A 19,094-nucleotide genomic window follows, 5' to 3' on the forward strand; every position below is an offset into this window, starting at 1 on the left:
ACTGACCATGAGGAGAGCATCAGTGACGAGGACCGTCGCGGTCCTGTCCGCGATGACCCTGGTCGGCTCGCTGAGCGCCTGCGGGGGCGACGATTCAGCAGGCGATGCGAGTAAGCCGCTCGAGTTCTGGAGTCGGAGCGGTCCGGAGGGCGCCACCACATACAAGGCGATCCTGGCCGCGTTCACGGCGAAGACCGGGATCAAGGTCGACTACCAGGGGGTGCTCGAGTTCGATACCCAGCTGCAGACGAAGGCGTCGTCGAAGAAGCTGCCCGACCTCTGGATCAACGACGCCAGCCTGCTCGGCACCTATCAGGGGCAGGGCTACACGACGCCGGTCGAGCAGTCCCAGATCGAGGGCGGCGACTCGATCGACACCGCGACCTGGGAACAGAACAAGGGTCTCGACGGCAAGACCTACGGAGTGCCGTTCAGCCGGCAAGCCTTCGGCACCCTGGTGAGGGTCGACTGGCGCAAGAAGCTCGGACTGCCGCAGCCGAAGACCTGGGACGACCTGACCGCGCTGGCGACGGCCTTCGCGACCAAGGATCCCGACGGCAACGGCAAGAAGGACACCTACGGCATGGTGGTGCCGGGCTCCAGCAAGAACGGCTACATCGGCTGGTGGGCGTCGAGCTACATCTGGCAGGCCGGTGGCGACTTCATCGCGCCGGCCGGCGACGGCAAGTACAAGTCGGTGGTGAACTCGCCGCAGACCAAGACCGCGCTGGAGTTCATCCGCAAGCAATTCTGTACGCCGGGCAACGTCGTCCCCGGGTCGCTCAACCTGACCACCAGCGAGGCGCCGTTCTTCCAGGAGGGCAAAGCCGGCATCTACCTGACCGGGCCGTACGCGATGGGCGGCTACGACAAGCAACTCGGCAAGGACAAGTACGAGGTCATCCCGATGCCGAAGGGCCCGGCCAGTGCGACCGCGCTCGGCGAGGGCGAGAACATCTACTTTGGCGCCGGCTCCAAGAAGTCCGACGATGCGAAGAAGCTGGCCGCGTTCCTGATCAGCCCGGAAGCGCAGGAGATCGGGATGAAGGCGACCGAGTCGAAGTACCCGGTGGTCCGGCTGCCCGTCAACACGTCGGTGAAGATCGACAAGGTGCTGAACGACCCGCGCTGGGACGCGTTCCAGCAGCAGTACCGCCAGGACTCCAAGACCTTCGTCTGGTCGATCAAGTACCAGGCGATCCGGCAGGCGAGCGGCGAGGGGATCAACGCGATGATGTCGAGCTGCACGAGTGACCTGGACGCCGGGCTGCAGAAGCTCGACCAGGCGCTCAACGACGAGCTCAAGGCGCAGGACGTTCTCGGGTGACGGCGATCCCGGTACTGCGACGCCGGGCGCGGCCGGTGGCCGCCGCCCGGCGTGGCCTGCTCGGTGGTCCAGCTTGGTTGCCCTGGGCCCTCTTGTTGCCGGCGCTGCTCTTCGCGCTGACGTTCAAGTTCATCCCGATGGTCGAGGGCCTGCGGATGAGCCTGTACAAGGTGCAGCCGTTCCTCGGCGACGAGTGGGTCGGGCTGGAGAACTACAAGACCGTTCTCACCGACTCCCGCTTCCGTGGCGCCTTAGGTCACACCTTGTTATTAGGCGTAGGCCAAACCGTGGGCGCACTGGTCCTCGGCTTCCTGCTGGCATTGCTGCTGGAGGGTTCCTCGCGCACGTTGTGGGTGCTGCGGACCGCGATCTTCCTGCCGGTGGTCACGGCCGTCGCAGTGATCGGTGAGGTCTGGCGGATCCTGTACTTCCCTTCGGAGACGGGATTCGTCAACCAGATCGCCGGCTGGTTCGGCCTCGGGCCGTTCGGCTTCCTCAGCGACCCGGATCAAGCCCTGGTATCGGTGATGGTGGTCGGCGTCTGGACCGCGGCGCCGTACAACATGGTGATCATCCTGGCCGGGCTGGCGGGTATCGACCGCACCCTGTACGAGGCTGCCGCCGTCGACGGCGTCTCCCGGTGGCAGCGGATCCGCTACATCGTCGTACCGGGGTTGCGGCCGGCCATCTCCGTGCTGCTGACGCTGGCCGCGATCCGGAGCCTGCGGATCTTCACCGAGGTGTTCGTCCTCACCGGTGGCGGCCCGGCGGGCTCGACCGAGGTCTGGATGACCCGCGTCTTCTCGCTCGGCTTCCAGCGCAACGACCTCGGCGTCGCCTCCGCGGCCTCGACCTTGCTGCTACTCGTCACCGTTCTTCTGACCTTGGGAACGCGACTGGCCACCAGGAGGACCAGATGAGCATGTCCTCGCAGTTCGACACCGCCCTGGGCTGGTCGCCCCGGCTGAGTGTCTCCAAGGTGCTGCGGATCGCGTTGTGCATCGTGGTGGTGTTCATCTTCGCGGCGCCGTTCCTGACGATCATCTCGGGCGCCTTCAACAAGACGACGGACTCGACCCAGCTCAGCCTCTACCCCGACCATCCGACGCTGCTGCCGATGAAGATCGCGGGGGAGAAGGGCGTCTGGCACTACCTGGCGAACTCGCTGGTGATCGTCGGTGGTGGGCTGCTGCTCCAGCTGGCCGTCTCGATCCTGGCCGCGTACGCGCTGTCGAGGCGTAAGTTCCGTGGCGCGACCGTCGTGATGCTGCTCTTCCTGCTCACGATGATGCTGCCCGAAGAGGTGATCGCGGTCCCGCTGTCGCAGGTGATCGCCAATCTGCCGCTGCTCGGGATCAGCCTGAAGGGCTCGGTCTTCGGCGTCATCCTGCCGGTCGCCCTGTGGGGGTTCACGATCCTGATCATGACCGAGTTCATGAAGGAGATCCCGATCGAGATCGAGGAGGCGGCCCGGCTCGACGGGGTCGGCGAGTTCCGGATGCTCTGGGTGATCGTGCTGCCGCTGTCCAAGCCGGTGCTCGGCGTCGCGACGATCTTCGGCTTCATGATGATCTGGGACCAGTACCTGCTGCCGCTGATCGCCGCCGACAACCCGACCGACTACACCCTCACGGTCGCCTTGTCCGTACTACGTGCCGACGGCCAGGTGGGCCCCGGTGTCCTGCTGGCCGGCGCGCTGATCGCGCTGGTACCGAGCTTGGTCGTCTATCTGCTGATGCAACGGTCGCTGATCCGCGGGATCACGTCCGGCGCGACGAAGGGCTGAGGCGTTGAAGATCTCCGACCTGGTCATCACCCCGCTGGCGTTCGCGGACCCACCGCTGCTCAACTCGACCGGCGTCCACGAACCGCTCGCACTGCGAACCGTCGTCCAGTTGGTGGTCGACGGCGCGAGCGCTGGTGAGGTCGTCGGGCTCGGTGAGGGCTCGGGGGAGCGCGACGTGCTCGACCGGCTGGAGCTGGTCCGCGCGGCGATCATCGGCCAGAGCGTCTTCGACACGGGCGCGATCGAGCTGATCGTCAATGCGGTGCTCGGCCCCGACGTCACCCCGATCCAGAAGCGCGCGGTCTTCTCGATCGTCGAGGTCGCCTGCCTCGATGCCCAGGGCAAGCTCCTCGGCGTCCCCGTGACCGACCTCCTCGGCGGCGCCGTCCGCCACACCGTCCCCTACAGCGCCTACCTCTTCTACAAGTGGGCCGCGCACCCTGCTGCGCCGGGCGGAGGGAGTCCCGATCAGTGGGGCGAGGCTCTCGATCCCGCGGGAATCGTCGCCCAGGCCTGTCGGATGATCGACCTCCATGGCTTCCGCTCGCTCAAGCTCAAGGGCGGTGTCTTCCACCCCGAGGACGAGATCGCCGCCATCCGCGCACTCGCCGTGGCCTTCCCCGGCATGCCGCTGCGAATCGACCCCAACGGCGCCTGGTCGGTGAAGACCTCGAAGTACGTCGCGGGGGAGCTGGCCGGAGTACTGGAATATCTGGAGGACCCGACGCTGACCACGGCGGCGATGGCCGAGGTGGCGCAGGTCGCATCGATGCCCCTGGCAACCAACATGTGCGTGATCAGCCCGGAGACCGTGCCGGAGGCTGTCCGCCTGGACGCTGTCCAGATCGTCTTGTCGGACCATCACTACTGGGGTGGACTCCGGCACACCCGCGAGCTCGGCGCGATCTGCGACACCTTCGGTCTGGGAATGTCGATGCACTCCAACTCGCATCTCGGCATCTCGCTCGCCGCGATGACGCACGTGGCGGCCGCGACTCCCAACCTGGCTTACGCCTGCGACACGCACTACCCCTGGAACAGCGCCGACGACGTGATCACCACGCCGTTCGCGTTTGTCGACGGCGCCCTCGCAGTACCGGCTGGGCCGGGGCTCGGGGTAGAGCTGGACCAGGATCGCCTGGCTGAGTTGAACAAACGCTATGTCGACTCCGGGCGGACGACGCGCGCCGATACGGCGTACATGAGGCTCGTCGATCCGCTGTACGACCCGATGCTGCCGAGGTTTTGATGACGTCGGTCTGTATCTATCCGTGGGATGTGAACGGGGACCCGGCGGCGCCGGACCTGCTGGCCTCGTTGGGTGCGTCGTCGATCGTGATGGCGGCGGCCTATCACTCGGTGCGAGCCGCGACGCCGCGGCATCCGCGGCATCGGGTGGTCGAGGCAACGAGTGCGTTGTATGTGCCCGTGCGGCCGGCGGCGTGGGGCGCTTTGAGACCTTCGAGCGCCGCGGCCTGGGCGGGGGAGGACGCGTTCAACCGCGCTGCCGCCCAGCTCTCGCTGCCGGTGAAGGCTTGGGTCGTACTGACGCACAGCTCGGCGGTCGGGCGGCTCGACCAGTCGGTCTGCGTTCGCAATGCGTTCGGAGATGTCTACGACTATGCGTTGTGCCCGTCCTCCGAGGAGGTCCGCGACTATGCGCGGGTGCTGGTCGGCGAGGTCGCCCGGCAGACCGGCGTCGAGGCGATGGTGCTCGAGGCGTGCGGGCCGATGGGGGTCGGGCACCTCGGCGCGCACGAGAAGACGGCCGGTGCCGATTGGTCTTCCGCCGACCAGGCCTTGTTGTCGATCTGCTTCTGCTCAGCCTGTACTACGTCGTACGCGGTGGCTGGTCTGGAGTCGACCCGGCTGGCGGCGCTGGTGTGTCAGGGAATCGGGGGCGCTGCCGTCTCGGTGGAGGATGCGATCGGGGCTGAGGCGAAGGTGGTACTGGAGGTTCGTCGCCGGGCCGCTGGCCTGCTGAGGGATGCGGTCGTAGCCGAGGCGCGGGCGGCCGGAGTACGGGAGCTCTCGTTGCATGCGGCGACTGATGCCTGGGCGACCGGGCCTGCCGCTGCTGTCGATTCGGTTGCCGATGGCATCGATAGTTTCATCGCTCCTGCTTGGGAGTTGACCGGTGCGGGGGTTGGTCGCGTGCAGGACCTGCGCCGGCTGGGGTGTGAGCGGATCGGCGCGTATGTGACCGCGCTCCCGCCGCTACCCCCGCACGCCGACACGTTGGCGACGCATTGGCAGTCGCTGCTCGCAGCGGGTGCGACCGACCTGCACATCTACCACGCCGGCTTGGCGTCCGATCGTCGTCTTCTTGCTTTGCGGTCGGCGATCGCGTCCCTGCGGCCTTTGAGGAGCCACGATGATCCAGTTGAGTGACGAGCTGTTGGACCGCCCGGTGGTCGCAGTACTGCGGGCCGCCGGCGCGGAGCGGTTCCTGGAGGTGTCGGCGGTGCTCGCCGATGCGGGCTTCGGAGCGGTCGAGTTCACCCTGACGACGCCGGGTGCGGTGGAGGCGATTGCTGCGGCGCGGGCCCAGTTGCCGTCGTTGCTGGTCGGTGCGGGCACTGTGCGGACTCTTGAGCAGCTGCATCAGGCGATCGATGCGGGGGCGGCGTTTCTGGTGAGTCAGGTGACCTCGCCGGCTCTGGTGGCGGCGGCCGCCGGCCGGGGTGTGCCGTTCATTCCGGGGGCGCTGACGCCGAACGAGATCGTCGCGGCCTGGGGGCTCGGAGTACAGGCGGTGAAGGTTTCGCCGGTCGGGCCGGTGGGTGGCATCGACTACATCTCGGAGCTGGTCGGGCCGTTGCCGGATATCGCGTTGATGCCGACCGGGCTCGTGCGGATCGATGAGGCGGGGGACTACCTGTCCGCCGGAGCCGCGGTGGTCGGGATCAGCCGGGATCTCACGCGTGACGCGCTGCTGCCCGGCGGGGATCTGCAAGGTCTGGCCGAGCGAGCCGCCCGGGTGATCCGCTCGGTGGACGTCCAACGACGACTGACCAGGAGTGAGCAGTGAGGATCGCCTTCATCGGGCTCGGCCTCATGGGGTTGCCGATGGCAACGAACTTGGTCCGCGCCGGGCATGACGTCTGGGCCTACAACCGCAGTGAACGCTCGTTCGAGGGAACGGTGGCGGGCTCGATCGCCGAGGCCGTGACGGAGGCAGACGTGATCATCACGATGCTGCCGGACTCACCCGACGTCGAGGCGGTCGTCCTCGGTGACAACGGCGTACTGGCCTCAGCCGGCCGCGGCGCCCTGCTCATCGACATGAGCTCGATCGCCCCGGCGACTGCCCGAGCGGTGGCAACGGCAGCAGCCGAGGTCGGCGTACGCGCCCTGGATGCCCCGGTGAGCGGCGGCGAACAAGGCGCGATCGACGGCGCCTTGTCGATCATGGCCGGTGGCTCCACTGACGACTTCGAGGCGGCCCGGATCGTGTTCGAGGTCCTGGGGTCGACCGTCGTGCACGTCGGTCCGGCCGGATCCGGCCAGACGGTGAAGGCAGCCAATCAGTTGATCGTCGCGGGCACGATCGGTCTCGTAGCGGAGGCGCTGACCTTCCTCGCCGCGCACTCAGTGGACCTGGAGCCGGCCGTCGAAGTACTCGCCGGCGGCCTTGCGGGGAACCGCATCCTCGATCGCAAGGCCGCAGGCATGATCGCCCACACCTTCACCCCCGGCTTCCGAATCGACCTCCACCACAAAGACCTCGGCATCGTCATCGACTCCGCCCGGGAGTCCGGCACCGCAATCCCCCTGGGCGCTGTAACCGCCCAACTGATGGCCGCCGCCCGAGCCCAAGGCCACGGCTCCCTCGACCACTCAGCCCTTCTGCTGGTGATCGAGTCCCTCTCCCGCCCGGCTTAGTTCTCGAGGAGCGGGTCGGTGGTGAGGGTCTTCGAGCAGCGGGCGAGGAGGGCGCGGAGGGTGTCTCGTTCCTCGGGGGTGAACTCGGCTGCCAGGCGGCGCTCCACCGAGGTGGCTCGTTCGTCGGCCTGGTCCAGGGCTTTGCGGCCGGCGGGGGTGGTGCGGGTCTCGATGATGTGCCGGTGCAGCTGATGCGGGGTGCGCTCGACCAGCGCGGCCGACTCCAGGTTGCGCAGGATGGTCGTCATCGTCTGCGGCGTGACCCGGCAGCGACGGGCGAGCTCGGCCGCCGAGATCCCCGGCTGCTCGTCCAGTACGAACAGAGCGGCGTACTGCGGAACCGTCAGCCCCGCCGGTCGGACGGCAGCCGTCTTGACGTTGTTCAGCTCCGTCTCGACCCGCTTGAGGTGACTACCGAGCCGCTCCTCGAATGACATCCGCATGCCCCCATGGTAGGGACCGGCTCAGCGGAGCTTCCGCATCCTGGCGCCCATCAGCTCGGTCCCGTCAGGCAGCGTCGTGGGCACCCGCTCGACCAGGTGGTACCCCAGCGTCGTCAGGAACGCTTCGGCGGCCGGCGTGCAGAGCGCCTCGAACGTCCGGAAGCCGGCCACCTTCGCGAGCGTCTCGGTGACGTGCACGAGCAGCGTCATCAACCCACGCCGGCTCCAATCGGGATCGACGTACGCCGCTCGCATGATGGCCGTCTCCTCGTCGACAGTCGTCGGTACCGTGAGATGACCGGGCGGACTGAACACGCCTCCGACGCTCCAGCCACTGCCCGCGACCACCACCCCGTCGATCTCGACGACGTAGTACCTGCCCGCCTCGACCAGCTCGGGCTCGACCTCGTAGACCCGGGCCTCGCGCGCGGCGTTCAGCTGCTCGGGGCGCCAGTGGTCGCCGAGCAACTTGAAGACGGCCCGCTCGGCGATCCCGTGCAACGCCTTCAGATCGTCGACGGTCGCGGGCCGGATGGTCAGCGCCTCGACGTTCCCCGCTCGTACTGGCATGTCTGCTCCTCCGCTTCGTGATGTCGCCCCCTGTACGTCGTGGCCGCGCTCCTCGGTTCCGCTGTATGTGCATTGACAAGCATCAGGGCTCTGATTAATGTCTGTGCACGTATCCAATCGAGGGAGGGCACGATGTTTCGACGCATCGCGACAGTGATCGCCGTACTGGCGAGTGCGTTCGTAGTACCGGCTTCAGCTTCGGCTCAGGTGGGGATGACCGGCCCGCGCTGGCCGGATGCGGTCAGTGGGGTGACGGCGGATCGCTATCCGGAAGGGGTGACCTGGGATCCGGTCCGCCAGGCGTTCCTGGTCGGATCGGTGGCGACCGGGCGGGTGGACGTGGTGGATCGCAACGGACACGCGCGAGTGCTCGTCCAGCAGCCGCCTGGCGTGTCGACCTTCGGTCTGCATGTCGATGCCGCGCGCAACCGGCTCCTGGTCACCTACGCCGACATCGGCAACGGCGAGCGGTCGTCACCGGCCACGACTTTCGTCCAGTCGGGAGTCGCCATCTACAACCTTCGGACCGGTCGCCTGCAGCGCCGGATCGACCTCAACACGCCACGCCTGAACCCGGCCGGCGGCAAGCATGGCGCCAACGACCTCGCGCTCGACAGCACCGGCAACGCCTACGTTACGGACCCGGCCGCGGATGCGATCTACCGGATCACCCCGGACGGCAAGGGGTCCGTGTTCGTCCGCGACGCCCGGCTGCAGGGCGAGACGATCGGGATGAACGGGATCGTCTGGGATCCGGCGGGCTACCTGCTCGCAGTGCAGTACGACTCCGGCCGCCTGTTCCGGGTCGCGCTCCACGGTCAGCCGCGGATCAGTGAGGTGAAGCTCGCGCATCCGTTGGTCGGTGGCGACGGGCTGGCGTTCACGGCAGATCGCCGGTTGGTGGTCGTCACCAACGCGCTCGCCGGAGCCGGGCGCAATGCGGTCAGCGTGCTTCGCAGTACCGATGACTACCGCACTGCTCAGGTGGTCATCGCGCAACCGTGGCCGTTCGCCGGGCCGACCACGGTCGCGTTGACGCCGGGCGGTGGCTACGTGCTCAGCGGGCGGCTCGACGTACTGATCGGCGGCGGCCAGTCGGACGAGTTCGACCTGCACCGGTTCTGATCAGGCGGAGCAGAGACTCGAAGGTGCTGTGAACGCTTGACAGCGTGAAGGGCTGTAGGTCAGCTGATGGCCGGGCCGGTGTAGTTGCCGAGGGCACGGAATCTGAGCCCTGGCTCCTGGTACTCCTCCAGCGCGTGCGCGGTCCAGCCGACGATCCGGGCGAGCGCGAAGATCGCCTCGCCCGCGTCGGGGTGGAAGTCGTAGGCGTGCATCAGGGTGGCCAGCGCGAGATCGACGTTCGGGAAGTCGTTCACCCTGGCCGTGATCTCGTGCACCCGGTCCATCACCGGCTGACCGGCCAGCAGTTCGAAGATCACCTCGGCGCGCGGATCGCGCTGCCGGTAGACGCGATGGCCGAAACCGGGCACCGGCTTGCCGGAGCGGAGTTCGTCCGACAGCGCCTTGACCGGATCATCCAGGGCGCGATCGAGGAACTGGTACGCGAAGGTGGTCGCGGCCCCGTGGTAGTGCCCGTCGAGCGCGCCGAGGCCGGCCGACACGACGGAGTACAGGTTGGCTCGTGAGCTGGCGGCGACTCGCGCGGCGATGGTCGAGACCGCCAGCCCGTGATCGGCGAGCAGCACCAGGGCGGTCTTCAGGATGTGCGGGTACGCGGGTCGAGGCGAGAGCTTCGGCCACAGCCTCGCGGCGAACCCGCCGTCGGTCTGGATCCCCGGCAGCCCAGTGACCAGCGCCCCGAGCAGTTGGCGGGAGGTGCCGACGATCGAGGCCGGGGTCAGGTCGAAGCGCAGTGGGTCGGCGGCTCCCAGCACCGCAACCGCGATCCGCAACCGGTCTGCGGTTCGGGCTCCGGGTGGCGCCAGCTCCATCGCGGTCCGGGCCAGCGTCACCACCTCGGGTGGCGCGGCGAACGGCTCGCTCGGCGCCAGCTCGCCCGTCCACAGCAACTCGGCGACCGACTCGAAGGTCTGGGTCTTCGCGAGCTCGCGGACGGGGTGGCCGCGGTAGTACACCTCGTCGTCCTGCAGCAGAGTCAGCTCGGTCTCGATCCGCTCGACCACGCCTGGGTGCTCGATGCTGCGGCTGGCGAGGCGCTCCACATCGGTGACGGCGAACAGGCTGCCGCGGCGGCCGCGGGCGCGGACGCTGGTGAGCTGACCGCGGCTCACGTACGCATAGACCGTCTCCGGCTTCACGTTCAGCCGGCGGGCGACCTCGGCCGTGGTCAGGTAATTCTCGTCACCTTGTGGCGCCATCTCGCGCTCCCGGAGCAGCTTGTATTGACTGGATCAACATTGACAATAGTTGATTGCGGATCAACTCTGAATTCCATGTCAATCACTGTCGAAGGACCGATCGAGGTACCCGCTGGACTGCGCAACGTCGTCGTGACCGAGACCCGCCTCGGCGATGTCCGTGGTGACGAAGGTTTCTACCACTACCGGCAGTACTCGGCGATCGACCTGGCCAGGTCGAAGACGGTCGAGGACGTCTGGTTCCTGGTGTACGAAGGACGGCTGCCGACCGCAGCCGAGCGCGAGGCCTTCTGCGCCGAGCTCGCACCACTGCGAGTGCTGCCTGCCGAAGTACGGGAGGTCCTGCCGGCGATCGCCACCGCCGGCTCAGCCTTCAACCCGCTGGCCGGACTCCGTACCGCGCTGTCCCTGCTCGCCGCCGCCCGCGACCTCCCACCTCTGTGGGACGCAGACCCGGTACGACGTAAGGCAGACGCGATGCTCGTATGCGCGGTCACCCCGACGATCCTCGCCGCGTTGTATCGCCTGCGCGAAGGACGCGAGCCGCTCGAGCCGCGCGCGGACCTGTCCACCGCCGCCAACTGGCTCTACCTGGTCACGGGCGAGGAGCCGACGGAAGCCAAGGCGCGCGCGATCGAGCCGTACCTGGTCTCGACCATCGACCACGGCTTCAACGCGTCGACCTTCACTGCCCGGGTGATCGCGTCAACCGGCGCGGACGTGGTGTCAGCCGTCGCTGGAGCAATCGGCGCCTTCTCCGGACCGCTGCACGGCGGCGCTCCCGACCGCGCACTCGCCAGCCTCGACGAGATCGGTACGCCGGATCGCATCGACGCCTGGGTTCGCGCGAAAGTGACGGCGGGCGACCGGATCATGGGCTTCGGCCACGCCGTCTACCGCACCGAGGACCCGCGCTCGATCCTGCTCCGCGACATCGCCCGCGGCCTCGGCGGCGACCTGGTCGACTTCGCCACGACGGTCGAGCAGCGCATCGTCGAAGTACTGGCCGAACTCAAGCCCGGCCGCAACCTCTACGCCAACGTCGAGTTCTACGCCGGCGTCGTGATGTCGCGGTGCGACCTGCCGCGGGCCATGTTCACCCCCACCTTCGCCACCAGCCGGGTGATCGGCTGGACCGCCAACATCCTCGAACAATCCACCGACCCCAAGATGATCCGCCCCGCAGCCCGCTACACCGGCCCACCGCCGCCCGCACCGATCGTCTGACCCTTCGCGGCCCGCGACCTGAACTGCATGGCGCCGTCGGTGAGGCGGCTGAAGCGGAGGCTGACCAGGTCGCGCGGGTAGTTCTGACGCATCCGCCAGGGGCCGGAGGAGCCCTGGCGCGGGAGGACGGCGGCCGCGCGGCGGATGTAGCCGGAGGTCAGGTCGACGACCGGGCGCGGCGGAGCGTCGTACTCGGCTGGGTCGATCTCCGGGACGCAGATGGAGGTGCCGGTGGCGTCCAGGTGGTTGAGCAGCCGGCAGACGTACTGCGAGGTCAGGTCGGAGCGCAGCGTCCAGGAGTTGTTGGTGTAGCCGATGCACCAGGCCAGGTTGGGGACGCCGCTCAGCATCATGCCCTTGTAGACGAAGGTGTCGTGCGGATCGACCGCGCGGCCGTCCACCGTCACCTCGATCTTGCCCAGGGCCACCATCCGCAGGCCGGTCGCGGTCACGACCAGGTCGGCGGCCAGTTCTTCGCCGGAGCGCAGCCGGATCCCGTCCGGGGTGAAGGTCTCGATCTCGTCCGTCACCACGGACGCGGTACCGGCGCGCAAGGCCTCGAAGAGGTCTCCGTCGGGCACCAGGCAGATGCGCTGGTCCCACGGCTTGTACTGCGGGGTGAAGTGCGGGTCGGCCGGGATCGAGTCCGGCAGCTCCTTGGCAGCCATACTGTTGAGCAACCACGCCGCATGCGCGGGCCAGCGGCGGAAGGCGTTGTAGAGCGCAGTACTGACCGCTACGTTCTTGCCGCGGATCACCCGGTGGGCCAGGTTCTCCGGGAGGAGCGCGCGGACGCGATCCGAGAAGGCGTCGTGGGCCGGCCGGCTCGTCACGTAGCTGGGGGAGCGCTGCAGCATGGTCACGTGCGCGGCGGTCGGTGCCATCGCCGGCACGAGAGTCGCTGCCGTGGCGCCGCTGCCGATCACCACTACTCGCTTGCCGGAGTAGTCGAGTTCGTCCGGCCACTGCTGCGGGTGCACGACCTGGCCCTGGAAGTCCTTGAGGCCGGGGAAGTCGACGACGTATCCCGACTCGTAGTCGTAGTACCCGCTACAGACATAGAGGAACGAGCAGGTGTAGTCGTCGCCGGTCGTCTCCACCGTCCACAGTGCGTCCTCGGACGACCAAGAAGCCCGTACTACGCGTTGCCCGAACCGGATGTGCTTGTCGATGCCGTAGCTGGTGGCCGTCTCGTGCACGTACTCCAGGATCGAAGGCCCGTCCGCGATCGCCTTCGCGGCCTTCCACGGATGGAACGGGAAGCCCAGCGTGAACATGTCGCTGTCGGACCGGATCCCGGGATAGCGGAACAGGTCCCAGGTGCCGCCCAGGTCGTCGCGCGCCTCGAGAATCGCGTACGTCCGGCCGGGACTCTGGGTCTGCAGCCGGTAGCCGGCCCCGATCCCGGACAGTCCGGCCCCGACCACGAGCACATCGAGATGCTCCACAAGTTCCTCCTGGGTTCCTGGTGAGGTCCTGTTGAGTACATGGTCAACAGTAGGCGAAAAGAGCATTCTGGGTGTGTTGTCGATTCCTTCGCGGGTCGTTCGTCAGCAAGATGTCCAAGAGAACCCCGAGACGAGGGAGCCAGAAATGGCGCAGTACATGTTCCTGCTGTTCGACAGCGAAGAGTTCTACGACAACCTCACGGCCGAGGCCTGGCAGGACACGATGAAGCTGCACACCGCCTTCGGCGAGGCGGTCGAGGCAGCGGGCGCGAGCATCCTCGGCGGCGCGGCCCTGGAGAAGTCGTCCACAGCGAGCACCGTGAAGCAACAGCCCGGCGGCGCCCCGCTCGTCACCGACGGCCCGTTCATCGAGACCAAGGAGGCCCTCGGCGGCTTCTACCTGATCGAATGCCAAGACCTCGACCAGGCGCTCGCCCTGGCCAAACTCTGCCCCTCGGGCAACATCGAGGTCCGCCCGGTCATGGACACCTCCGGCGAGTCAGCCCCACCAGCCTGACGGACACGACTGCACCCCGATCGGGCACGCGCCTCAGCCGGCGCGCGCCCGGCCGAGTGCGCGCCCCCATCCCGCCGCCCAACGCTCCTGTCACCCACACATCCCGGGCGAAGGGCTTGGGCTTCCGGGCGCAGTACCTGCGGCGCTTTGCCTTCTCGACGTCCCAGAGCCGACAGTCCTGCGCGTACTACCGACCTCGTGTCCGCGGCGGGGTGTGGTGGTGCGGACCTGGCTAGTGGGGAGCAAGAGCGGGGTGGTGGTGTGAGCGGTGGTGGTGTCGGGGTGGGGTGGTGGGGGAGAGTGGTCGGGGTTGGAAGGAGGTGAGTGGAGTGGAGTTAGGAGGTAGTACTGCGCGGGAGGTTGCCGGGTTGGTCGACGAGGCGCATCGAGCGTGTTGGTCGACTGTGCTGGCTTCTACTGTGCGGTTGACGCGGGATCTGGATCTGGCGGAGGACTGTACGCAGGATGCGTTCGTGCAAGCGCTGCGGACGTGGCCCGATGGGGTGCCGGACAATCCGGCGGGGTGGTTGACGACTGTGGCGCGGCGGCTGGCTCTGGATCGGTTGCGGCGGGAGACGACGCTGCGACGGAAGCTGCCGTTGCTGATCGAGGATCCGGTCGCGCCGGGGGAGAGCGAGCAGCCGACCGACCCGTTGCGACTCGTGTTCACGTGTTGCCACCCGGCGCTCGCGCGGGATTCGCAGATCGCGCTGACGCTGCGGTTGATCTGCGGGCTGACCACGCGGGAGGTGGCGGCCGGGTTGCTGATCAGCGAGGCGACGGCAGCGGCGCGGATCACCCGGGCGAAGAAGAAGATCGCGGCGGCCGGCATCCCGTACCGGATTCCTGCCGACGAGGAGCTTGCCGAGCGGCTGGACGTGGTGCTGACGGTGGTACAGCTCGTCTATACAGCCGGCCACGTGGCAGCCGGTCCCGAGCTGACTCGTACCGATCTGACCGGACGTGCGTTGGAGTTGGCGCACCTGCTGGTGCGGTTGATGCCGGCCGAGCCGGAGCCCGAGGCGCTGCTCGCCTTGCTGCAGATGACCCAGGCAAGAGGTGACGCCAGAGTCAGCGAAGACGGTGAGCTGGTCCTTCTCGCCGACCAAGACCGACGCCGCTGGGACATCAAGCTCCTCGCCGAAGGCGTCTCCCGGGCAACGGCCGCCCTCCAACGAGGCCAGGGCCGCTTCGTCCTCCAGGCCGCCGTCGCCGGGCTGCACGTCACCGCACCGTCCTGGGAGCAGACCAACTGGCATCAAGTGGTCCGCATGTACGACGCCATGTTGCTCAGCTGGCCGTCCCCGATCGTCGCCCTCAACCGCGCCGCCGCCCTCAGCTTCATCCCCGGCACCGACCTCACCACGGTCCTCGCCGAACTGGATGCCCTAAGCAACGAGTCGACCCTGAAGGCCTACGCCTACCTCCCCGCCACCAGAGCCGATGTTCTGGCCCGCCTCAACCGCCCGGCCGAAGCCGCTCAGGCCTACGACGAAGCCATTACCCTCACCGCCAACGACACCGAACGCCGCTTCCTCACCCGCCGCCGCGCGGCCCTCGTCCAGTGACGGTGTCAGCCCGGTAGCCCTCAGGCGGAGGGAGCTTCGGGCTCCGTGATCGGCTCGCCGTCGCGCAGGTTGTGGAGGGTGTCGGGCGATCCCAGTACGAGCGGGAGGCGCCGGGCGTTGAGCGGCGAGACCAGCTCGGCCAGCTCGGCCGCCGTGTACCAGGCGACGTCGAGGATCTCGAAGCCGTCGGGCGTCAGCGACTCCAGCAATGACGGGTCGTGGACGCCCCCGTCGTACAGGATCTCGATGGCGTCGCCCCAGCCCTGCCAGCGGGGGAGCCAGTCGATCGCGAGGACGCCGATCAGCGGGAGCTGGAAGCCGAGCTCCTCCTGCATCTCGCGCAGCGCGCCGGTCGCGGGGTCCTCGTCAGGCTCGACCACACCGCCGGGCAGCTCGAGGTCGCGCTTGTAGCTGACCTTGCAGAGCAGCACCCGGCCGCCGGTGTCGCGGACGACCACATGCGCGATCACCCGCTTCTTCGGCAGCACGGAATCCATCAGCGCAGTCCACCCGAGCAACGAGTCGGCCCGCGGGTCGTCCCGGCGCAGGCCGTAGACAGCGACATCCCGTCGCTCACCTTGGAGCAACGCCCCGCCCCGCAGCAGTCCTTCGCGCCGGAAGCCCGAGCGGATCGCCACCCGCGCGGAGGCGCGGTTCTCGGGATCCACCTCGACCTGCAGCCGGTCCAGACCGAGCTCACCGAAGGCGTAAACCACCAGCATCCGGACTGCGCGCTGCGCGACCCGCCGCCCGCGGTACGGCTTGTAGGTCGTCCAGGAGACGTTCCCGACCCCAGCCGACAACCGGCGGATCTCCACGGTCCCGACCGGGCCCGACTCACCGGCCAGCTCGATGACGAAGTTCACCACCGTACGGTCGTCCGCGTACTCCGCTCGCCAGCGCTCGACGGCCTCCACCACTCCGGAGCGAGGCGGAATTCCGGGGAAGTCGAACCAGCGCACCATCTCGTCGTCGGCGAGCCCGTGCGCGACGTCGATGTCCTCGTCGCGCCACGGCCGCAGCGTCAGCTCGCCATCGGTCAAAGTCGGCTGAGGAGGCACGCCAGTCACACCCGTCACCCCGCGAACGCTACCTGCTGACTCCCAGTTGCGGCGCTCAGCCCGGCACGGCGGACACGGCGTTCAACGCCGCCTCCGCTGAAGCTGACAGACCGTGAAGGAAGCGGCACGGCGAGCAAGCTCTGCGGCCTTCTGAGCAACTAGCAAAATAAATATCGTCCAAAGGCTAACTTTTTCGGTCTTCTGTGCGTCTATCACTATGAAGGCGGATGAGGTCGCGTCGGGGCGGACGCAACCTCGTCCGCCGACTCAGTTGTCGTACCGGAGCCAGAGGGTGGCCAACGGGGGGACCGAGAGGCTCGCGCTGGCCACCATCCCGTGCCAGCCGGGGCCGTCGGCCTCGAAGCCGCCGAAGTTCCCGACGCCCGAGCCGCCGTAGGTCTGCGCATCGGTGTTGACGAGCTCCTGCCAGTGCCCGGCGAAGGGCAGGCCGAGCTGGTAGTCGAAGTGCGGGACCGCCGAGAAGTTGGCGACACAGGCGAGCGTCGGCTGCCCCTCGTCGCCGTACCGGACGAAGGAGAAGACGTTGTTGCCCGCGTCGTTCGCATCGATCCAGGAGAACCGCTCGGGCACGTGGTCGTTGCCCCAGAGCGCCTTGATGTCCTTGTAGTTCCCGTTCAGGTCCTTGACCAGCTGCTGCAGCCCGCGGTGGTCGGCGTGGTCCAGCAGCCACCAGTCGAGCTCACCCTTCTCGGACCACTCCGACTCCTGACCGAACTCGCAGCCCATGAAGAGCAACTGCTTGCCCGGGTGCGCCCACTGCATCGCCAGGAAGGCGCGCACGTTGGCGAGCTGCTGCCACCGGTCGCCCGGCATCTTGCGCAGCAGTGATCCCTTGCCGTGCACGACCTCGTCGTGGGAGATCGGCAGCACGAAGTTCTCGGAGTACGCGTACATCATCGAGAACGTCAGCTCGTGGTGGTGGTACTGGCGGTGGACCGGCTCGTGCTCCAGGTAGCTGAGCGAGTCGTTCATCCAGCCCATGTTCCATTTGAAGCCGAAGCCGAGGCCGCCCAGGTGCGTCCCGCGGGTGACACCCGGCCACGACGTCGACTCCTCGGCGACGGTGATCACGCCGGGCACCCGCTTGTAGAGCGTCGCGTTCATCTCCTGCAGGAACGAGACCGCCTCGAGGTTCTCGCGGCCGCCGAACTGGTTCGGCACCCACTGGCCCTCCTCGCGGGAGTAGTCCAGGTAGAGCATCGAGGCGACGGCGTCGACGCGCAGGCCGTCGATGTGGAACTCCTCGGCCCAGTAGACCGCGTTCGCGACCAGGAAGTTGCGGACCTGCGGCCGGCCGAAGTCGAAGACCAGCGTGCCCCAGTCGGGCTGCTCGCCGCGGCGCGGGTCCGGGTGCTCGTACAGGGGGGTGCCGTCGAACCGGGCCAGCGCCCAGGCGTCCTTCGGGAAGTGCGCCGGCACCCAGTCGACGAGGACGCCGATGTTTGCCTGGTGCAACGAGTCGACGAGGTAGCGGAAGTCGTCCGGGTCGCCGAAGCGCGACGTCGGCGCGAAGTACGAGGTGACCTGGTAGCCCCAGGAACCGCCGAACGGGTGCTCCATCACCGGCATCAGCTCGACGTGCGTGAAGCCCAGCTCGGTGACGTAGCCGACCAGTTCGTCGGCCAGCTCCCGGTACGACTTGCCCTTGCGCCACGAGCCCAGGTGCACCTCGTAGACGCTCATCGGCTCGGCGTAGGCCTGCGAGGCGGCGCGGTGGTCGATCCAGGTCGCGTCGTTCCACTCGTACGTCGACTCGTGCACGACCGACGCGTTGGCCGGGGGGACCTCGGCCAGGTTCGCCATCGGGTCGGCCTTCTGCCGCCAGACGCCGTCGCGACCGCAGATGTCGAACTTGTACCGCGTACCCGGGCCGATGCCCGGTACGAACAGTTCCCAGACGCCGGACGAGCCCATCGTGCGCATCGGGTGCGCGCGGCCGTCCCAGAAGTTGAAGTCGGCGGTCAGCCGGATGCCCTGCGCGTTGGGGGCCCAGACGGCGAACGAAGTACCGGTGACGGTGCCGGTCGGGCCGTCGTAGCGACGGACGTGGGCGCCGAGCACGGTCCACAGCTGCTCGTGCCGGCCTTCGCCGATCAGGTGCAGGTCCATCTCGCCGAGCGACGGCAGGTACCGGTACGGGTCGTCGACCTCGAGCGCCGGGCCGTCGGTGTAGGTCACCTCGAGCCGGTAGTCGGGCACCTTGTCGACGTCGAGCACGCCGACCCAGACGCCTTCGAACTCGTGCTCCAGCTCGACACTCGCGTTATCGAAGACGGCCGTCACCGTGTTCGCGAACGGACGCAGGACGCGCAGCGTCACCACCCCGTCGCCAAGATGCGGCCCGAGCACCTGATGCGGGTCGTGATACGTCCCGCCGACCACCCGCTCGAGCACCCCACGCTCAACCGGAACAGCCTTCTGCAAAAGGCTTCCCGGCACCGCATCAGCAGCCGGTACGACCGCATCGGCGGCCGCCTCGACGACCTTTGCCTCCGGCCCCGGCGCCGGCTCTGTCATAGCCTCGGAGATCGGCGTCGTCACCTGGTCGCTCTTGCTCGAATCCATAAACCCCATCCTGCCCGATCGAACCCTGATCTACTGCACCCCGTACCCGTCTCCCCACCATGTACACAACTGCCTTGCCGTCCGGTATGCTGGCATACCATGAAGCGAACTTCGGTGAAGCTGCCCGACGAGCTCGATGCCCGACTCCGGCACGAGGCCGCGCGGCGAGGGATGACGATCTCGGAGCTCACCAGGGAAGCCGTCGAATCGCACCTCGCAGCCCACCACGGTCGTCGACGCAGACTTCTCGCGGCCGGCGCCGGCCGGAGCGGGCAGTCCGACGTGTCCGAGCGGATCGAAGAGATCCTCGCGGCGGAGGTCGAGCGATAGCCCT

The 19,094-nt window shown here is 68.0% G+C and carries 18 protein-coding genes; 12 read left to right on the forward strand and 6 right to left on the reverse strand.

Going from position 1 to position 19,094, the window contains the following annotated elements:
- Window positions 1–22 precede the first annotated feature (22 nt).
- Genes G3I17_RS24260 through G3I17_RS24290 form a run of 7 tightly spaced genes read left to right on the forward strand, consistent with a single transcriptional unit; the run spans window position 23 to window position 6,998 of the window.
- Window positions 23–1,327, forward strand: coding sequence for a sugar ABC transporter substrate-binding protein (locus tag G3I17_RS24260; protein ID WP_343238396.1), 1,305 nt, complete (start codon window positions 23–25; stop codon window positions 1,325–1,327).
- Window positions 1,324–2,247, forward strand: a complete 924-nt coding sequence (locus G3I17_RS24265; RefSeq protein ID WP_164599864.1) for a sugar ABC transporter permease — start codon at window positions 1,324–1,326, stop codon at window positions 2,245–2,247. Before G3I17_RS24260 ends, G3I17_RS24265 begins: the two co-directional genes overlap by 4 nt.
- Window positions 2,248–2,249: 2 nt before the next feature.
- Window positions 2,250–3,113: a carbohydrate ABC transporter permease gene (locus G3I17_RS24270; protein ID WP_203590694.1), complete on the forward strand. Its 864-nt coding sequence runs from the start codon at window positions 2,250–2,252 to the stop codon at window positions 3,111–3,113.
- Window positions 3,114–3,117: 4 nt separating this feature from the next.
- Window positions 3,118–4,362, forward strand: coding sequence for an enolase C-terminal domain-like protein (locus G3I17_RS24275; RefSeq protein WP_164599866.1), 1,245 nt, complete (start codon window positions 3,118–3,120; stop codon window positions 4,360–4,362).
- Window positions 4,362–5,504, forward strand: a complete 1,143-nt coding sequence (locus tag G3I17_RS24280) for a hypothetical protein (protein WP_164599867.1) — start codon at window positions 4,362–4,364, stop codon at window positions 5,502–5,504. Before G3I17_RS24275 ends, G3I17_RS24280 begins: the two co-directional genes overlap by 1 nt.
- On the forward strand, window positions 5,488–6,144 hold the full coding sequence (locus G3I17_RS24285) for a bifunctional 4-hydroxy-2-oxoglutarate aldolase/2-dehydro-3-deoxy-phosphogluconate aldolase (protein ID WP_203590659.1): 657 nt from the start codon (window positions 5,488–5,490) through the stop codon (window positions 6,142–6,144). The genes G3I17_RS24280 and G3I17_RS24285 overlap by 17 nt, the downstream gene beginning before the upstream one ends.
- Window positions 6,141–6,998 carry a 2-hydroxy-3-oxopropionate reductase gene (locus G3I17_RS24290; protein ID WP_164599868.1) on the forward strand — a complete coding sequence of 286 codons (858 nt, stop codon included), beginning with the start codon at window positions 6,141–6,143 and terminating at the stop codon, window positions 6,996–6,998. The genes G3I17_RS24285 and G3I17_RS24290 overlap by 4 nt, the downstream gene beginning before the upstream one ends.
- Here G3I17_RS24290 and G3I17_RS24295 read toward each other — a convergent pair.
- Window positions 6,995–7,441 (reverse strand): MarR family transcriptional regulator, encoded by a 447-nt coding sequence (locus tag G3I17_RS24295; RefSeq protein WP_239062829.1) that lies wholly within the window; start codon window positions 7,439–7,441, stop codon window positions 6,995–6,997. The two genes, G3I17_RS24290 and G3I17_RS24295, sit on opposite strands and share 4 nt — an antisense overlap.
- 21 nt (window positions 7,442–7,462) lie before the next feature.
- Complete coding sequence (locus tag G3I17_RS24300) at window positions 7,463–8,011, reverse strand: GNAT family N-acetyltransferase (RefSeq protein ID WP_164599869.1); 549 nt, start codon at window positions 8,009–8,011, stop codon at window positions 7,463–7,465.
- Between the two features lie 132 nt (window positions 8,012–8,143).
- On the opposite strand from G3I17_RS24300, the gene G3I17_RS24305 reads away from it, so the two are divergent.
- Complete coding sequence (locus G3I17_RS24305; RefSeq protein WP_164599870.1) at window positions 8,144–9,136, forward strand: SMP-30/gluconolactonase/LRE family protein; 993 nt, start codon at window positions 8,144–8,146, stop codon at window positions 9,134–9,136.
- A gap of 59 nt (window positions 9,137–9,195) precedes the next feature.
- Here the strand turns inward: G3I17_RS24305 and G3I17_RS24310 are convergent, their stop codons facing one another.
- The gene (locus G3I17_RS24310) at window positions 9,196–10,353 is read right to left on the reverse strand and encodes a citrate/2-methylcitrate synthase (protein WP_164599871.1); all 1,158 of its coding nucleotides are present in this window, start codon (window positions 10,351–10,353) and stop codon (window positions 9,196–9,198) included.
- Between the two features lie 75 nt (window positions 10,354–10,428).
- On the opposite strand from G3I17_RS24310, the gene G3I17_RS24315 reads away from it, so the two are divergent.
- Entirely contained in the window at window positions 10,429–11,580 is a 1,152-nt protein-coding gene (locus G3I17_RS24315; RefSeq protein WP_164599872.1) for a citrate/2-methylcitrate synthase, read from the forward strand.
- Here the strand turns inward: G3I17_RS24315 and G3I17_RS24320 are convergent.
- Window positions 11,544–13,028 (reverse strand): NAD(P)/FAD-dependent oxidoreductase, encoded by a 1,485-nt coding sequence (locus tag G3I17_RS24320; protein ID WP_343238397.1) that lies wholly within the window; start codon window positions 13,026–13,028, stop codon window positions 11,544–11,546. The genes G3I17_RS24315 and G3I17_RS24320 overlap by 37 nt on opposite strands.
- A 145-nt stretch (window positions 13,029–13,173) precedes the next feature.
- Between G3I17_RS24320 and G3I17_RS24325 the strand changes: the two genes are divergently transcribed.
- Window positions 13,174–13,545: a YciI family protein gene (locus tag G3I17_RS24325; RefSeq protein ID WP_164599874.1), complete on the forward strand. Its 372-nt coding sequence runs from the start codon at window positions 13,174–13,176 to the stop codon at window positions 13,543–13,545.
- A 329-nt stretch (window positions 13,546–13,874) separates the two neighbouring features.
- Window positions 13,875–15,113 (forward strand): sigma-70 family RNA polymerase sigma factor, encoded by a 1,239-nt coding sequence (locus tag G3I17_RS24330; protein WP_164599875.1) that lies wholly within the window; start codon window positions 13,875–13,877, stop codon window positions 15,111–15,113.
- A 20-nt stretch (window positions 15,114–15,133) separates the two neighbouring features.
- Here G3I17_RS24330 and G3I17_RS24335 read toward each other — a convergent pair whose 3' ends face one another.
- The gene (locus G3I17_RS24335; RefSeq protein WP_203590660.1) at window positions 15,134–16,192 is read right to left on the reverse strand and encodes a GNAT family N-acetyltransferase; all 1,059 of its coding nucleotides are present in this window, start codon (window positions 16,190–16,192) and stop codon (window positions 15,134–15,136) included.
- A gap of 249 nt (window positions 16,193–16,441) precedes the next feature.
- Entirely contained in the window at window positions 16,442–18,760 is a 2,319-nt protein-coding gene (glgB, locus tag G3I17_RS24340) for a 1,4-alpha-glucan branching protein GlgB (protein ID WP_164599876.1), read from the reverse strand.
- A gap of 99 nt (window positions 18,761–18,859) precedes the next feature.
- Here glgB and G3I17_RS24345 point away from each other — a divergent pair, with 99 nt between their 5' ends.
- Complete coding sequence (locus tag G3I17_RS24345; protein WP_164599877.1) at window positions 18,860–19,090, forward strand: CopG family transcriptional regulator; 231 nt, start codon at window positions 18,860–18,862, stop codon at window positions 19,088–19,090.
- Window positions 19,091–19,094 lie beyond the last annotated feature (4 nt).

Source organism: Streptomyces sp. SID13031 (genome assembly GCF_010548305.1).
GTDB lineage: Bacteria > Actinomycetota > Actinomycetes > Propionibacteriales > Kribbellaceae > Kribbella.

Coding starts and splice junctions, on each gene's coding strand:
- G3I17_RS24270 (WP_203590694.1), top strand. CDS start 2,250: ATGTCCTCGCAGTTCGACACCGCCCTGGGCTGGTCGCCCCGGCTGAGT.
- G3I17_RS24280 (WP_164599867.1), top strand. CDS start 4,362: ATGACGTCGGTCTGTATCTATCCGTGGGATGTGAACGGGGACCCGGCG.
- G3I17_RS24285 (WP_203590659.1), top strand. CDS start 5,488: ATGATCCAGTTGAGTGACGAGCTGTTGGACCGCCCGGTGGTCGCAGTA.
- G3I17_RS24295 (WP_239062829.1), bottom strand. CDS start 7,441: ATGCGGATGTCATTCGAGGAGCGGCTCGGTAGTCACCTCAAGCGGGTC.
- G3I17_RS24300 (WP_164599869.1), bottom strand. CDS start 8,011: ATGCCAGTACGAGCGGGGAACGTCGAGGCGCTGACCATCCGGCCCGCG.
- G3I17_RS24305 (WP_164599870.1), top strand. CDS start 8,144: ATGTTTCGACGCATCGCGACAGTGATCGCCGTACTGGCGAGTGCGTTC.
- G3I17_RS24310 (WP_164599871.1), bottom strand. CDS start 10,353: ATGGCGCCACAAGGTGACGAGAATTACCTGACCACGGCCGAGGTCGCC.
- G3I17_RS24315 (WP_164599872.1), top strand. CDS start 10,429: ATGTCAATCACTGTCGAAGGACCGATCGAGGTACCCGCTGGACTGCGC.
- G3I17_RS24325 (WP_164599874.1), top strand. CDS start 13,174: ATGGCGCAGTACATGTTCCTGCTGTTCGACAGCGAAGAGTTCTACGAC.
- glgB (WP_164599876.1), bottom strand. CDS start 18,760: ATGGATTCGAGCAAGAGCGACCAGGTGACGACGCCGATCTCCGAGGCT.
- G3I17_RS24345 (WP_164599877.1), top strand. CDS start 18,860: ATGAAGCGAACTTCGGTGAAGCTGCCCGACGAGCTCGATGCCCGACTC.